The organism is Streptomyces sp. NA02950 (assembly GCF_013364155.1).
Lineage (GTDB): Bacteria > Actinomycetota > Actinomycetes > Streptomycetales > Streptomycetaceae > Streptomyces.
In genome coordinates this window covers 5573479-5587678 of record NZ_CP054916.1, presented here as the reverse complement: position 1 = coordinate 5587678, position 14200 = coordinate 5573479, and the positions used below count along the sequence as shown (strand labels likewise).

Below are 14200 nucleotides of genomic sequence, written 5' to 3'. Positions count from 1 at the left end.
CCGGCTTCCGCGCCGGGGCCAGTTGTCACATCGCACACACGTCAGCCGCGGCGGCTCAGCAGCCAGGGCTCCACGACCCCGAGACCACGCACCGGCCGCTGCCACATCGGCTGGAGCGCGAAGCGGTAGCCGGGGGGCTCCTCGCCCTCCTTCTCGGCCGCGGCGGCGGCCTCCGCGGCCTCCGCCTCCGACACCGGGGCCTCTCCGGTGCGGCTCAGCTCCTCCGCGAAGGCGCCGTCGACCAGGACCGCGTTCTTGGGCGCTATGGAGGTGAGCCTGGCCGCCAGGTTCACCGTGGTGCCGAAGACGTCGCCCATGCGGGTCGTGACGGTGCCGAAGGCGATCCCGACCCGCAGTTCGGGCATGGTCTCGTCATGGGTGAGGGTCTCGATCAGCCGCAGCCCGATCTCGGCGGCGATGCCCGCGTCGTCCGCCGCGTACAGCACCTCGTCGCCCAGGGTCTTGATCAGCCGTCCGCCGTGGGCGGCCACCAGATCGGCGGCCGTGGTCTCGAACGCCTCGACCAGCTCGCCGAGCTCCTCCTCCTCCAGGCGCCGGGTCAGCCGGGTGAAGCTCACCAGGTCGGCGAAGCCCACCGCGAGCCGCCGGTCGACCATCTCCGCGTCGTCCGCGGCCTGGACGACCCGGCCGGTCGCCGCCGCGAGCTGCCGCCGGTAGACATAGACCAGGAACTCCTCCAGCTCCGGCAGCAACAGCTCGACCAGCGGATACGCGATCTCGGTACGCGTCATCCCGGTCTCCTGCGGTTCGGTGAGCCCCTCCAGGAACGAGTCGATCTGCCAGTCCGCGAGCCGGGCGGTGGTCTGGCCGGTGGAGCGGGCCACCTGGATCGCCATCGGCTCGCTCAGCAGCCCGGCCTCCACCAGACCGGACAGCCGCCGCAGCGCCAGGACGTCGGCCTCGGTGAGCGCCTTGGCCTGCCCGATGTCGGCGAAGCCCATGGCCCGCCAGAAGCGGGTGGCCAGCTCGACCGAGACGCCCGCGCTCCGGGCGGCCTGGAAAGGGGTGTACTGCCGCTCGGCACCGAGGATCAGCTGCTCCAGCCGGAGCGCGATCGGGTCCGGAGCGTCGGCGTCGTCGGTATCGGCGGGATCTACGGGGTCGTTCGCGGCAGCGTGCTCCCGCACCCCGGGGCCCCGTACGGCCGCGTCGGCGGCGTCCCGCACACCGCCCTCCTCGGCCGTGCCGGAACCCGCGTCGTCGGCGGTCACCGCCCGCCCCCTGTCCGATCCCTGCGCAATGCCCTTCCGTTCCCTCTTCCGGTTCGGTTCCGGCTCGCCCACGGCCGCCCCGAACTGGACCGACCGCGACAACGATACGTCAGGTGTGCCGTAGCTCACTCTCCACTTGAGTGCTCATTCATCCGTCGGTGCGGAGCGGAGGTGCACGATGTCCCCGGCGGAGACCGGCTCCTGCACCCCGCCCTCGGTCGCCAGCACCAGCCGTCCGTCGCCGTCGATCGCGACCGCCTCGCCGACCCGCTCCCCGCCGCCCGGCAGCTCCGCCCGGACCCGGCGGCCCAGGGTCGCGCAGCCCCCCGCGTACGCCTCCTGGAGCCCGCAGGGGCCGGGGTCGCCCTCGAACCGGCGCCATTCGCCGTACCACTGCTCGATGGAGCGCAGCACCACCCGCAGCAGCGGGTCGCGGTCGGTGGTGACGGCGTTCGCCAGGGCCAGCGACCCGGCGGTGGGCACGGGCAGCTCCTCGGCGCGCAGCGTGACGTTCAGGCCGACCCCGATCACCACCGCGTCCCCGGCCCGCTCGGCCAGGATCCCGCCGCATTTCCGCTCCTCGCCGCCGATCTTCACCAGCAGGTCGTTCGGCCACTTCAGGGCGGTGTCCACACCCGCCGTACGGCTCAGCGCCCCGGCGGTGGCGACCCCGGCGAGCAGCGGCAGCCACCCCCAGCGCGCGGTGGTCACCCCGGCGGCGCCGGGCCGCAGCAGCACCGAGAAGAACAGCCCGGAGCGGGACGGCGCGGTCCAGGTGCGGTCCAGCCGGCCGCGTCCGGCGGTCTGCTCCTCGGCGACCAGTACGGTGCCCTCGGGAGCCCCGGCCGCGGCCTCGGCGACCAGGTCGGTGTTGGTCGAACCCGTCGCCCGCACCACGTCGAGAGCGGTCCACAGGCCGCCGGGGCGCACCAGCGCCCGGCGCAGCGCGGCGGCGCTCAGCGGCGGCCGTTCCAGATCGGACCAGCGGCCGTGTGGATCTTCCGGGCTCCCCGGGGTGTCAGAAGGCGTCATACGGGCCAGCCTAGGGTCAGGAGGTGTGGCCAACGACGCAGTGCCACCACGCAGTCCCGCCGATACGCTACGAGCCGGTAGCCCAGCCAGCTCAACAGCCACCGAACCGGTCCGAAACCCCTATCGACCCCCCGTCTGTTCGCTGAATCCCCTGAATCAACCCCCAGGACGAGCAGGAGCCGCATCCCGATGTCCGAGCCGGAGATCGCCCCCGAGATTCCAGACCGTCACACCACCGCGGGGAAGCTCGCGGACCTGCAACGCCGCATCGAAGAAGCGACCCACGCGGGCTCGGCGCGGGCGGTGGAGAAGCAGCACGCCAAGGGCAAGCTGACCGCGCGCGAGCGGATCGACCTCCTCCTCGACGAGGGGTCCTTCACCGAGCTCGACGAGTTCGCCCGGCACCGCTCGACCAACTTCGGGATCGAGAAGAACCGCCCCTACGGCGACGGCGTGGTCACCGGTTACGGCACGGTCGACGGCCGCCCGGTCTGCGTCTACTCCCAGGACTTCACGATCTTCGGCGGCTCCCTGGGCGAGGTCTACGGCGAGAAGATCGTGAAGGTGATGGACTTCGCGCTGAAGACCGGCTGCCCCATCGTCGGGATCAACGACGGCGGTGGCGCCCGGATCCAGGAGGGTGTGGTCGCGCTCGGCCTGTTCGCCGAGATCTTCCGCCGCAATGTGCACGCCTCCGGGGTGATCCCGCAGATCAGCCTGATCGTCGGCCCGTGCGCCGGCGGTGCGGTCTACTCCCCCGCGATCACCGACTTCACGGTGATGGTGGACCAGACCTCGCACATGTTCATCACCGGACCGGACGTGATCAAGACGGTCACCGGTGAGGACGTGGGCTTCGAGGACCTGGGTGGCGCCCGCACCCACAACACCACCTCCGGGGTGGCGCACTACATGGGCGGTGACGAGAAGGACGCCATCGAGTACGTCAAGACGCTGCTGTCGTACCTGCCGTCCAACAACCTCTCCGAGCCCCCGGCCTTCCCCGACGAGGCCGACCTCGAGGTCAGCGACGAGGACCGGGAGCTGGACACGCTCATCCCGGACTCGGCGAACCAGCCGTACGACATGCACAGGGCGATCGAGCACGTCCTCGACGACAACGAGTTCCTGGAGACGCAGCCGCTCTTCGCGCCGAACATCATCACCGGCTTCGGCCGGGTCGAGGGCCACCCGGTGGGCATCGTGGCCAACCAGCCGATGCAGTTCGCCGGGTGTCTGGACATCGACGCCTCGGAGAAGGCCGCGCGCTTCGTGCGCACCTGCGACGCGTTCAACGTGCCGGTGCTGACCTTCGTGGACGTGCCGGGCTTCCTGCCGGGTGTCGAGCAGGAGTACAACGGCATCATCCGGCGCGGCGCCAAGCTGATCTACGCCTACGCCGAGGCCACCGTCCCGCTGATCACCGTGATCACCCGCAAGGCCTTCGGCGGCGCCTACGACGTGATGGGCTCCAAGCACCTGGGCGCGGACCTCAATCTGGCCTGGCCGACCGCGCAGATCGCGGTCATGGGCGCCCAGGGCGCGGTCAACATCCTGCACCGGCGCACCATCGCCGCCGCGGACGACCCGGAGGCCACCCGCACCGAGCTGATCGCCGACTACGAGGACACCCTCCTCAACCCGTACATCGCGGCCGAGCGCGGCTATGTCGACGCGGTCATCATCCCGTCGGAGACCCGCCGCCACATCGTCCGGGGCCTGCGCACCCTGCGGAACAAGCGCGAGTCGCTGCCCCCGAAGAAGCACGGCAACATCCCCCTGTAGGAAGGGCTGTTTCCATGATCCGAATCGTCCGGGGCAATCCCACCCCAGAGGAGTTGGCCGCCGCACTCGCGGTGGTCCAAGCGCGCGCGGCGGCCGCCGCGGCTGTCGCGCAGGGCGAAGGCGCACCGGAGGAGTGGTCCGATCCGGCCCGCACCATCCCCAGCCGCCGGATGCCGCACCCCGGCCCCAAGGCATGGCGCACGACGTACTGGCCGGCCTGACCGAGCCGCCGGGCCACCGGACATAGTGTCCGCGTGCCGCCGCGCCTGAGTACGCGTACTCAGGCGCGGCGGCGTTCCGCGCTCCAGTATCGAGAGCATGCTGTGGTCCGATCCGCCCGAGGAGCCGCCCGAGGAGCTGCGGCGGGCGCAGGCCATGCTCCGGCGCGCCCGTGCCGTTCTGGCGATCGCCGTGATGATCGCGATGTGTGTCCTGGCGCTGCGGCCCTGACCGGTCCCCGGCGGCCCCCGGCGGCCCGGTGGCGGGACGGCCTACTCTGGTGCGCATGACCGCACAGCGCACCCTCGTTCTCGCGTCCGCCTCCCCCGCCCGGCTCGGGCTGCTGCGCCAGGCCGGGTTGGCGCCGAAGGTGATCGTCAGCGGGGTGGACGAGGACGCGCTGAGCGCGGGCACCCCCGCCGAACTGGCCCGGGTGCTGGCGGAGGCCAAGGCGGACGCGGTGGCGGCCCTTCCGGAGGCGGCCGGGGCGCTGGTGGTCGGCTGTGACTCGGTGCTGGAGCTGGACGGTCAGGCGCTGGGCAAGCCCGCGGACGCCGAGGAGGCCACTGCCCGCTGGAAGGCGATGCGCGGCCGGGCGGGGGTGCTGCGGACCGGCCACTGTGTGATCGACACGGCGAGCGGACAGCGCACCGCGGCCACCGCCGCCACCACCGTCCGGTTCGGCGAGCCGAGCGACGCCGAGGTCGCGGCGTACGTCGCCAGCGGTGAACCCCTGCATGTGGCGGGCGCGTTCACGCTCGACGGCCGTTCTGCGCCGTTCATCGACTCCATCGAGGGCGACGCGGGCAATGTGATCGGGCTGTCCCTGCCGCTGCTGCGGCGGCTGCTGGCCGAGGTCGGCGTGGGCATCACCGACCTCTGGACCGGCTGACCGGCCGGTGTGGTGCGGTCGCGCCCCGACGGGGCGCGGGACCGTGCCGATGTGCGGCTCCGCCGCGTGGGCGCGACCAGCCACGGCGCGGGCGCGGACGGAGACGGAACCTCGCGGCTCTTCCGCGGAGCGCTAGGCGGGGCTGGGGGCGTCCTGGCCGTTGCCCGCGGACTCGGCGGGCGCGGCGTCCTCCTCCGGCCCGTACGCCAGCAGCGTGAGCACGATCAGCCCCAGCACCACCATCATGAAGCCGAACGCGGGCCAGCCGACCAGACCGACCGAGAAGGCGCCCAACAGCCCGTGCACCACGGCACAGGTGATGAGCAGAATGCGACCGAAGCGGCCGGGCGCGCGGTCGCGCACCGCGACCCGCAGCAGCACCACACCGCAGAGCAGCAGATAGAGGCCGAAGACACCGCCCGCGACCCAGGTGCCCACGGACATCGCGTCCGTGTCGAGCCCGCCCATGGACATCTGCTGCCGGTCCACGACCAGGCCCAGGATCCAGTTCAGCAGCGCTATTCCGGCCGCTTCCAGCATCAGCGTCACAGCCGCTATCGCGGCCACTGGTCTGCGTGCCACCCCGCCCACCCTCTTCCGTTCGATGGCGTGAACGCTACTAACGGGTAAGCACGGCCGACAAGGGGTGTGCAGCAGGCGGCGTCCACGGCGCGGACGAGCGCGACGACGCGGCAAAGTTTCCGCCGCTCGTTCGTAGGGATTCCACAAAGAAAGCCGAAGCGCCGCAGCACGGCGGGACAGAGATCTAGCCCACATCAGGGACCGCGCCGCGGCCCCGAAAACCGGGCGTACCGTGGATCGACGGGGGATTTGGCTTCCTGTTCGCGCCCGGGTTAACGCTCCGTGTGGTCAAGCTCACCCCCGGGGTCTTCTCGGCGCGAGGTGTGGTCAGTACCTAAACTCGGCTTGTTTCAAGGAGGGAGTCATCGTGCGCAAGGTGCTCATCGCCAATCGTGGCGAGATCGCTGTCCGTGTTGCCCGTGCCTGTCGGGATGCCGGGATCGCGAGCGTGGCCGTCTACGCCGATCCGGACCGGGACGCTGTGCATGTGCGCGCGGCCGACGAAGCCTACGCGCTGGGCGGTGACACCCCGGCGGCCAGCTATCTGGACCAGGCCAAAGTCCTGGCCGCCGCGGCCGAGTCCGGCGCGGACGCCATCCATCCCGGCTACGGATTCCTCTCCGAGAACGCCGACTTCGCCCAGGCCGTCCTGGACGCCGGGCTGACCTGGATCGGCCCGCCCCCGCAGGCCATCCGCGACCTGGGCGACAAGGTCGCCGCCCGCCACATCGCCCAGCGCGCCGGCGCCCCCCTCGTCGCGGGCACCCCCGACCCCGTGAGCGGCGCCGAAGAGGTCCTGGACTTCGCCCGCGAACACGGCCTGCCCATCGCGATCAAGGCGGCCTTCGGCGGCGGCGGACGCGGTCTGAAGGTCGCCCGCACCCTGGAAGAGGTCCCCGAACTCTACGACTCCGCCGTCCGCGAGGCCGTGGCCGCCTTCGGCCGGGGCGAGTGCTTCGTCGAGCGCTACCTCGACAAGCCCCGCCATGTGGAGACCCAGTGCCTGGCCGACACCCACGGCAACGTGGTGGTGGTCTCCACCCGTGACTGCTCCCTCCAGCGCCGCCACCAGAAGCTGGTCGAGGAGGCCCCGGCGCCGTTCCTGAGCCAGGAACAGAACGCCGAGCTGTACGCCGCGTCGAAGGCCATCCTGAAGGAAGCCGGGTACGTGGGCGCGGGAACGGTGGAGTTCCTGGTCGGCAACGACGGCACGATCTCCTTCCTGGAGGTCAACACCCGGCTCCAGGTCGAACACCCGGTCACCGAGGAGGTCACCGGGATCGACCTGGTCCGCGAGATGTTCCGGATCGCCGACGGCGAAGCCATCGGCTACGACGACCCGGCGGTGCGCGGCCACTCCTTCGAGTTCCGCATCAACGGCGAGGACCCGGGCCGCAACTTCCTGCCCGCCCCCGGCACCGTCACCACCTTCACCCCGCCCACCGGCCCCGGCGTACGCCTGGACGCGGGCGTGGAGTCCGGCAGTGTGATCGGCCCGGCGTGGGACTCGCTGCTGGCCAAGCTGATCGTCACCGGCGCCACCCGCACCCAGGCCCTCCAGCGGGCCGCCCGTGCGCTGGCCGAGTTCCAGGTCGAGGGCATGGCCACCGCCATCCCCTTCCACCAGGCCGCCGTCACGGACCCGGCCTTCACCAGTGACCCGTTCACGGTCCACACCCGCTGGATCGAGACCGAGTTCCACAACACCATCGCCCCGTACACCCCCACCGGCGCCGACGAGGCCGAGGAGACCGGCGCCCGCGAGACCGTCGTCGTCGAGGTCGGCGGCAAGCGGCTGGAGGTGTCGCTGCCCGCGTCCCTGGGCGTGGCGTCGGCTCCGGCGGCCGCCGGTGCGAAGAAGCCGAAGCGCAAGGCGTCGAAGAAGTCGGGCTCGGCGGCGTCCGGCGACGCGCTGGCCTCTCCGATGCAGGGCACGATCGTCAAGGTCGCCGTCGCCGAGGGCGACACGGTGGCCGAGGGCGACCTCGTGGTGGTCCTGGAGGCCATGAAGATGGAGCAGCCCCTCAACGCCCACCGGGCGGGCACCATCAAGGGCCTCAGCGCCGAGGTCGGCGCCTCCCTCACCTCGGGCGCGGTCATCTGCGAGATCAAGGACTGACGCCGCGCCAACAGCGTCGCGGGCCCTGGCCGGTGTTCCGGCTGGGGCCCGCGACGCTATGTGTCAGCGGCCGTCAGTGACGCGGGATGGGCCTGCTGCTCGTCCGCGTCATGGTCGGGACGAGACGGCCCGCCTCGCGGCTGTGGTGTTCACCGCGAGGGGGGCCGTCCGGTGTCCTACTCATCCACTCCGTCGCCGGGAACGACATCCGTGTCAGTGGTGTGCCAGTTGGTGACGATCGGCTCGTCGACGGTGGTGGCGGAGATCGACAGCTGGGCCGGGTTCGGGTCGTCGTCGCCGATGGCGAGGATCATGCTGTCGAATTCCGTGCCACCGTTGCCGTCGGTGGTCTTCGGGTTCACCCCGGCGTAGACGGTCTTCCCCGCCTCCATCTCGATCGGCTCGCCTACGGCCTGCTCCGCGCTCTCCGCCTCGATGCCGTTGGACCCGAAGGCCACCCCGGGGAGATCGCCGGGCAGCGTGCAGGCGGTGCCTTCCTTGGCCGTCGCGCTGATGAGGAAGTACCCGCCGGCCTGCGACTCCTCCCTGACGTTCCAGGAAAGGTCGTCGGCGACGCAGGTGTTCTCCTGGACCGGCTCCCGCACGCCGTCGCCGTCCGTGTCAAAGCCGGAGCCCTGGCCGTTCTCGGTCCCCGTGCCCGCTGAGCCGGAGGCCTTGGCGGTGCCGTTGCCCGCTGAGCCGGAGGCCTTGGCGGTGCCGTTGCCCGCGGCGGGCGAACCGGATGTGGTGTCCTTGTCGGACGCGGCCGGGGCGGAGGACGAGGAGTCACCAGCACTTACCGCGTCCTCGGGCTGGCAGGCGGTGGCCAGAAGAGCGGCGGTCACCAGCAGCCCCGCACTGGCGATGGTACGGACTCGGGTGCGGAGAGTGCGCATGTCGAGAACCTTCTTCGTGAAGTGGAACGGTCTTGGCCCGGCGTGGTTTTCGCTCGGCGTGTGCCTCATAGCGTGCCGACGACGGCTGTCGTTCCGCTAACACGTTGCTAACGCACCGCTGTCGCCCGCGCCACCGCCCCAGTGAACGCCGCGCACGGCGCTTGCGCCCTGTCGGACGGGCCACGCGTGAACCGCGCTGCCCGGCAGGGGCGTTGTCTTCCCTTCGGGCTCCGACCAGGCGACCCGGACCGCCACCTCATCACGTGATGGCATGCTTGACCTACAGGCAGGTACGGCCGGGCACGGCAGGGAGGACCGCGATGGCGATCGAGACAGCCACGGCGCAGACGCCACCGCGCCCCATGCGCGCCGACGCGCGCCGCAACTACCAGCGGCTGCTGGCGGAGGCCCGTACGGCCTTCACCCAGCACGGCACGGACGCCTCGCTGGAGGACATCGCGCGCCGCGCGGGCGTCGGCATCGGCACCCTCTACCGCCACTTCCCCCATCGCACGGCGCTGATGGGCGCCGTCTTCCAGGGCGAGATGTGCGCCCTGCTGGCGCACTCCCGGGAGCTGGCCAAGGCCCCGCAGCCGTGCCGTGCGCTGGTCGACTGGCTGCGTGCGCTGGTCCACCACGCAAGCACCTACCGCGGGCTCGCCCAGGCCCTGATGGCGTGCTCGGCGGACGAGAGCTCGGAGCTGTCCCGGGGGTGTGGTCTGCCGCTGCGCGAGGCGGGCAGCGAGCTGCTCGCCCGCGCACAGCAGGCCGGGGCCGTGCGGTCCGATGTGGTGATCGCCGACCTGATGCAGCTGACCAATGCGATCGCCCTGGCCGTGGAGCAGTCGCCGGACGACCCGGAGCTGGCCGACCGGCTGCTGGCCCTGACCCTCACCGGTCTCAAGGCCCGCTGAACGGGCCCCACGACACGGTCCACCGACCGCACGGCCCCACCGGCCCGACGGCCGCTTCCCGCGACCGCACGCCCTGTCAGCGGCGGCGCGGCGCCAGGTCCGCCACCCGGCCCGGCTGCTGCTCCGACAGCGGCACCGCGCTGCGCAGCTGGGGGCTGGGCGGATGCGGGTGGTTGCGGCGCGGACCGGGCAGCGGCAGCCCGTCCTCACCGGCTCTGGGTGGATGGCCCAGCCGCCCCTGGCGCCCCGGGCCACCGCCCTCACCGCCCGAGCCCGCGCCCGCGCCCGGCCCGGCCACGGAGATCTGCACCCCCTGGTCGGCCAGGGCCTGGAGCTCGGTCAGCGCCCGGTCGTCATGGGCGGGCGGCTCATCGGTGACCAGTCGCGTGATCACATCGGTGGGCACCGTCTGGAACATGGTGTCGGTGCCCAGCTTGGTGTGGTCGGCGAGCACCACCACCTCCGCCGCGGCCTGGACCAGGGCCCGGTCCACGCTGGCCGAGAGCATGTTGGAGGTGGACAGCCCGCGCTCGGCCGTCAGCCCACTGCCGGAGAGAAAGGCGCGCGAGACCCGCAGTCCTTGCAGGGACTGCTCGGCACCGCTGCCGACCAGGGCGTAGTTGGAGCCGCGCAGGGTGCCGCCGGTCATCACGACCTCGACCCGGTTGGCATGCGCCAACGCCTGTGCGACCAGCAGGGAATTGGTGACCACGGTCAGCCCCGGGACCCGCGCGAGCCGGCGGGCCAGCTCCTGCGTGGTCGTACCGGCGCCGACCACGACGGCCTCGCCCTCGTCGACGAAACCGGCCGCGAGATCGGCGATCGCCGTCTTCTCCGCGGTCGCTAGATGGGATTTCTGCGGGAAGCCGGACTCCCTGGTGAAACCGCCCGGCAGCACCGCACCGCCGTGCCGGCGGTCGAGCAGTCCTTCTGCCTCCAGCGCCCGCACATCACGCCGGACGGTCACTTCGGAGGTCTGGACGACGCGGGCGAGCTCCCGGAGCGACACCGCTCCGTTCGCACGCACCATTTCAAGGATCAATTGGCGACGTTCTGCAGCGAACACGAAACTGACAGTAATGCCAACGACCGTCTGTTTTCAGCAGCTTGCACCAATTAGCAGAAGTTGTTCATCTGCGTGGCCAAGAGCTGCTATAAGGGGCCAACTACGCCTCGCCCTGCGTCTTCCGGGTGTGCAACTGCCGCGCCACCTCGGCGATCGATCCGGACAGTGACGGATAGACGGTGAAGGCGTTCGCGATCTGCTCGACCGTCAGATTGTTGTCCACCGCCAGCGACATCGGGTGGATCAGCTCGCTCGCCCGCGGCGAGACCACCACACCACCCACCACGATGCCGGTGCCCGGACGGCAGAAGATCTTCACAAAGCCGTCCCGGATGCCCTGCATCTTCGCCCGCGGGTTCCGCAGCAGCGGCAGCTTGACCACCCGGGCGTCGATCTTCCCGCAGTCCACGTCCGCCTGGGAGTAGCCCACCGTGGCGATCTCGGGGTCGGTGAAGACGTTGGCCGAGACCGTCTTCAGATTCAGCGGGGTGACCGCGTCCCCGAGGAAGTGATACATCGCGATCCGGCCCTGCATGGCCGCCACCGACGCCAGCGCGAACACCCCGGTGCAGTCACCGGCCGCGTAGACGCCCGGAGCGCTCGTCCGCGACACCTTGTCGGTCTTGATGTGGCCGGACTCCCTCAGCCGGACCCCGGCCTCCTCCAGGCCCATGTCGGCCGTGTTCGGGATCGACCCGACCGCCATCAGACAGTGGCTGCCGGTGATGACCCGCCCGTCCGCGAGCGTGACCTCCACCCGGTCCCCCACCCGCTTGGCGGCCTGCGCCCGCGAGCGGGACATCACGTTCATCCCCCGGCGCCGGAAGACGTCCTCCAGCACAGCGGCCGCGTCCGGGTCCTCACCCGGCAGCACCCGGTCCCGGCTGGAGACCAGCGTGACCTTCGAGCCCAGCGCCTGGTACGCGCCGGCGAACTCGGCACCGGTGACACCGGAGCCGACCACGATCAGCTCCTCGGGGAGCTCGTCCAGGTCGTACACCTGCGTCCAGTTCAGGATCCGCTCACCGTCCGGCTGCGCGTCCGGGATCTCCCGCGGATGGGCACCGGTCGAGATCAGCACCGCGTCCGCGACCAGCGTCTCCTCGGAGCCGTCCGCGGCCCGGACGACCACCCGCCGCGACCCGTCGAGCGACTGCGCCGGCTCCAGCCGCCCGCGCCCGCGCATGACGCGCGCGCCGGCCCGCGTCACCGACGCCGTGATGTCATGCGACTGCGCCAGCGCGAGCCGCTTGACCCGGCGGTTGACCTTGCCCAGGTCCACCCCGACCACCCGGGCCGCCCGCTCCAGCGGCGGGGTGTCATCGGCCACGATGATCCCCAACTCCTCGTACGAAGAGTCGAACGTGGTCATCACCTCTGCGGTGGCGATGAGCGTCTTCGACGGTACGCAGTCGGTGAGCACCGACGCCCCGCCCAGGCCGTCGCAGTCGACGACCGTCACCTCCGCGCCGAGCTGCGCGGCGACCAGCGCCGCCTCATAGCCGCCGGGTCCGCCACCGATGATCACGATCCGAGTCACATGCCCCATTGTCCCGCACGCGCTCGCCCGGCCGCCCCGGGGGTACTCCCCCCCTCTCCCGTACCCTCTGAGCCATGTCGCTCTACGCCGCGTACGCCGGCAACCTCGACGCGCGGCTGATGTCCCGCCGCGCACCGCACTCGCCGCTGCGCGGTACCGGCTGGATCACCGGCTGGCGTCTCACCTTCGGCGGCGAGCAGATGGGCTGGGAGGGCGCTCTCGCGACCATCGTGGAGGCCCCGCGCTCGCAGGTCTTCGTGGCCCTGTACGACATCGCCCCCATGGACGAGGACTCCATGGACCGCTGGGAGGGCGTCGGACTCGACATCTACCGGCGGATGCGGATCCGTGTCCACACTCTGGACGGCGACGAACCCGCCTGGCTCTACGTCCTCAACGGCTACGAGGGCGGCCTCCCCTCGGCCCGCTACCTCGGCGAAATCGCCGACGCCGCCGAGTCCGCCGGGGCACCCCACGACTACGTCATGGAGCTGCGCAAGCGCCCCTGCTGAGCGCTCCGCGGGAAGTGCCGCGAGGTGCCGTCGTTCGTCCGCGCCCGCGCCGTGGCTGGTCGCGCAGGCGCATGCGCGAATCACAATCCGAACACCGCGCCCGAATACGTCTACGCGCGTAGGCAGTAAGCGGCTACTCTCGACCGCGTGAACGCATCAGTTACTTGGGACAGCCAGGGCGACCCCCACGCCGCCGCCGACGCCGCCGCCGCGCGCCTGCGCGAGCTGACCGGCGCGGAGACCCACGACGTCGCCCTGGTCCTGGGCTCCGGCTGGGTCCCCGCCACCGACGCACTCGGAACGCCGGACCACGAGTTCCCCGTCACCGAGCTGCCCGCCTTTCCGCCGCCCGCCGTCGAGGGCCATGCGGGCACGATCCGCTCGTACAAGATCAACAACAAGCGGGTTCTGGTCTTCCTCGGCCGCACGCACTTCTACGAGGGCCGCGGTGTCGCCGCCGTCGCACACGGCGTCCGCACCGCCGTCGCCGCCGGCTGCAAGACCATCGTCCTCACCAACGGCTGCGGCGGCCTCCGCGACGGTATGCGCCCCGGCCAGCCGGTACTGATCAGCGACCACATCAACCTCACCGCCAGCTCCCCGATCATCGGCGCCAACTTCGTCGACCTCACGGACCTGTACTCACCCCGGCTGCGCGCGCTCTGCCAGCAGATCGACCCCACCCTCGAGGAGGGCGTCTACGCGCAGTTCCCCGGCCCGCACTACGAGACCCCGGCCGAGATCCGTATGGCCCGCACCATCGGCGCGGACCTCGTCGGCATGTCCACCACCCTCGAGGCGATCGCCGCCCGTGAGGCGGGCGCGGAGGTCCTGGGCATCTCCCTGGTCACCAACCTCGCCGCGGGCATGACGGGCGAACCCCTGAACCACGAGGAGGTCCTCCAGGCGGGCCGCGACTCCGCCGCCCGTATGGGCAGCCTCCTGGCCAAGGTCCTCGACCGCGTGTGACCTCGCCGGTCGGGCGACCGGGCGGCGGGCGGGCCCCACCCCGGGGACCCGCCGCCCGGCGTCAGCTCGCCTCCGGCGGGTACCCAGAGCTCAACCGAGGGGCACGGCCCCTCCGGGGACAAGCACCCCGGACGGACGACCCACCGCGGCACAGTCGCCCGGCCCCGCCACCGGGGGCAGCGCCAAAGCCAAGACCAGCATCCCGAACCAGCCACCGCAGGAGCGCCCACCGACAACCCACCGCGGCACAGTCGCCCGGCCCCGCCACCGAGGGCAGCGCCAAAGCCAAGACCAGCATCCCGAACCGGCCACCGGAGGCGCGGCCGCCGACGAGACGGGAGGGGACGGGGGCGCAGGGGTGGGGTCCTGGACACTACGTGTATTTGTGGCGCCAATCTCCGGGTGACCAGACCTCCCCGGGCACCGGCGCCTAAATAGACGG

Annotated in this window: 14 protein-coding genes; 8 read left to right on the top strand and 6 right to left on the bottom strand. The window is 71.7% G+C overall.

Translation table 11 applies throughout. The features are described from left to right. Positions 1 to 41: 41 nt before the first annotated feature. Both HUT19_RS24490 and HUT19_RS24485 read right to left on the bottom strand, forming a co-directional pair. Complete coding sequence (locus HUT19_RS24490) at positions 42 to 1232, bottom strand: adenylate/guanylate cyclase domain-containing protein (protein ID WP_176182523.1); 1191 nt, start codon at positions 1230 to 1232, stop codon at positions 42 to 44. 144 nt (positions 1233 to 1376) lie between these two features. Then, positions 1377 to 2264 (bottom strand): biotin--[acetyl-CoA-carboxylase] ligase, encoded by an 888-nt coding sequence (locus HUT19_RS24485; RefSeq protein ID WP_176182522.1) that lies wholly within the window; start codon positions 2262 to 2264, stop codon positions 1377 to 1379. A gap of 189 nt (positions 2265 to 2453) precedes the next feature. Here HUT19_RS24485 and HUT19_RS24480 point away from each other — a divergent pair, with 189 nt between their 5' ends. The 4 genes from HUT19_RS24480 (at position 2454) to HUT19_RS24470 (ending at position 5160) form a co-directional block, all read left to right on the top strand. Beyond that, the gene (locus HUT19_RS24480) at positions 2454 to 4049 is read left to right on the top strand and encodes an acyl-CoA carboxylase subunit beta (RefSeq protein ID WP_176182521.1); all 1596 of its coding nucleotides are present in this window, start codon (positions 2454 to 2456) and stop codon (positions 4047 to 4049) included. A gap of 14 nt (positions 4050 to 4063) precedes the next feature. After that, a complete protein-coding gene (locus tag HUT19_RS24475) occupies positions 4064 to 4270 on the top strand; it encodes an acyl-CoA carboxylase subunit epsilon (protein ID WP_176182520.1) in 207 nt (68 codons plus the stop codon). Between the two features lie 97 nt (positions 4271 to 4367). Beyond that, the gene (gene mmpB, locus HUT19_RS44040) at positions 4368 to 4499 is read left to right on the top strand and encodes a morphogenic membrane protein MmpB (RefSeq protein WP_303332067.1); all 132 of its coding nucleotides are present in this window, start codon (positions 4368 to 4370) and stop codon (positions 4497 to 4499) included. Positions 4500 to 4554: 55 nt separating this feature from the next. After that, positions 4555 to 5160 (top strand): nucleoside triphosphate pyrophosphatase, encoded by a 606-nt coding sequence (locus tag HUT19_RS24470; RefSeq protein ID WP_176182519.1) that lies wholly within the window; start codon positions 4555 to 4557, stop codon positions 5158 to 5160. A 132-nt stretch (positions 5161 to 5292) separates the two neighbouring features. On the opposite strand, the gene HUT19_RS24465 is transcribed toward HUT19_RS24470, so the two are convergent. After that, the gene (locus HUT19_RS24465; protein WP_254885755.1) at positions 5293 to 5742 is read right to left on the bottom strand and encodes a hypothetical protein; all 450 of its coding nucleotides are present in this window, start codon (positions 5740 to 5742) and stop codon (positions 5293 to 5295) included. Between the two features lie 367 nt (positions 5743 to 6109). On the opposite strand from HUT19_RS24465, the gene HUT19_RS24460 reads away from it, so the two are divergent. Beyond that, a complete protein-coding gene (locus tag HUT19_RS24460) occupies positions 6110 to 7861 on the top strand; it encodes a biotin carboxylase N-terminal domain-containing protein (RefSeq protein ID WP_176182518.1) in 1752 nt (583 codons plus the stop codon). A 176-nt stretch (positions 7862 to 8037) separates the two neighbouring features. On the opposite strand, the gene HUT19_RS24455 is transcribed toward HUT19_RS24460, so the two are convergent. Beyond that, on the bottom strand, positions 8038 to 8757 hold the full coding sequence (locus HUT19_RS24455; RefSeq protein ID WP_176182517.1) for a DUF4232 domain-containing protein: 720 nt from the start codon (positions 8755 to 8757) through the stop codon (positions 8038 to 8040). A gap of 320 nt (positions 8758 to 9077) precedes the next feature. Between HUT19_RS24455 and HUT19_RS24450 the strand changes: the two genes are divergently transcribed. Then, positions 9078 to 9671: a TetR/AcrR family transcriptional regulator gene (locus HUT19_RS24450; protein ID WP_254885754.1), complete on the top strand. Its 594-nt coding sequence runs from the start codon at positions 9078 to 9080 to the stop codon at positions 9669 to 9671. A gap of 76 nt (positions 9672 to 9747) precedes the next feature. On the opposite strand, the gene HUT19_RS24445 is transcribed toward HUT19_RS24450, so the two are convergent. Then, positions 9748 to 10737 (bottom strand): DeoR/GlpR family DNA-binding transcription regulator, encoded by a 990-nt coding sequence (locus tag HUT19_RS24445; protein WP_176182516.1) that lies wholly within the window; start codon positions 10735 to 10737, stop codon positions 9748 to 9750. Positions 10738 to 10837: 100 nt separating this feature from the next. After that, positions 10838 to 12412 (bottom strand): NAD(P)H-quinone dehydrogenase, encoded by a 1575-nt coding sequence (locus HUT19_RS24440; RefSeq protein WP_303332066.1) that lies wholly within the window; start codon positions 12410 to 12412, stop codon positions 10838 to 10840. On the opposite strand from HUT19_RS24440, the gene HUT19_RS24435 reads away from it, so the two are divergent. Together HUT19_RS24435 and HUT19_RS24430 are read left to right on the top strand one after the other, a co-directional pair. Continuing rightward, positions 12352 to 12789: a gamma-glutamylcyclotransferase gene (locus HUT19_RS24435; RefSeq protein ID WP_176182514.1), complete on the top strand. Its 438-nt coding sequence runs from the start codon at positions 12352 to 12354 to the stop codon at positions 12787 to 12789. The two genes, HUT19_RS24440 and HUT19_RS24435, sit on opposite strands and share 61 nt — an antisense overlap. A 147-nt stretch (positions 12790 to 12936) precedes the next feature. Next, positions 12937 to 13758, top strand: a complete 822-nt coding sequence (locus HUT19_RS24430; RefSeq protein ID WP_176182513.1) for a purine-nucleoside phosphorylase — start codon at positions 12937 to 12939, stop codon at positions 13756 to 13758. Positions 13759 to 14200 lie beyond the last annotated feature (442 nt).

Coding starts and splice junctions, on each gene's coding strand:
- HUT19_RS24485 (WP_176182522.1), bottom strand. CDS start 2,264: ATGACGCCTTCTGACACCCCGGGGAGCCCGGAAGATCCACACGGCCGC.
- HUT19_RS24480 (WP_176182521.1), top strand. CDS start 2,454: ATGTCCGAGCCGGAGATCGCCCCCGAGATTCCAGACCGTCACACCACC.
- HUT19_RS24475 (WP_176182520.1), top strand. CDS start 4,064: ATGATCCGAATCGTCCGGGGCAATCCCACCCCAGAGGAGTTGGCCGCC.
- mmpB (WP_303332067.1), top strand. CDS start 4,368: ATGCTGTGGTCCGATCCGCCCGAGGAGCCGCCCGAGGAGCTGCGGCGG.
- HUT19_RS24470 (WP_176182519.1), top strand. CDS start 4,555: ATGACCGCACAGCGCACCCTCGTTCTCGCGTCCGCCTCCCCCGCCCGG.
- HUT19_RS24455 (WP_176182517.1), bottom strand. CDS start 8,757: ATGCGCACTCTCCGCACCCGAGTCCGTACCATCGCCAGTGCGGGGCTG.
- HUT19_RS24450 (WP_254885754.1), top strand. CDS start 9,078: ATGGCGATCGAGACAGCCACGGCGCAGACGCCACCGCGCCCCATGCGC.
- HUT19_RS24435 (WP_176182514.1), top strand. CDS start 12,352: ATGTCGCTCTACGCCGCGTACGCCGGCAACCTCGACGCGCGGCTGATG.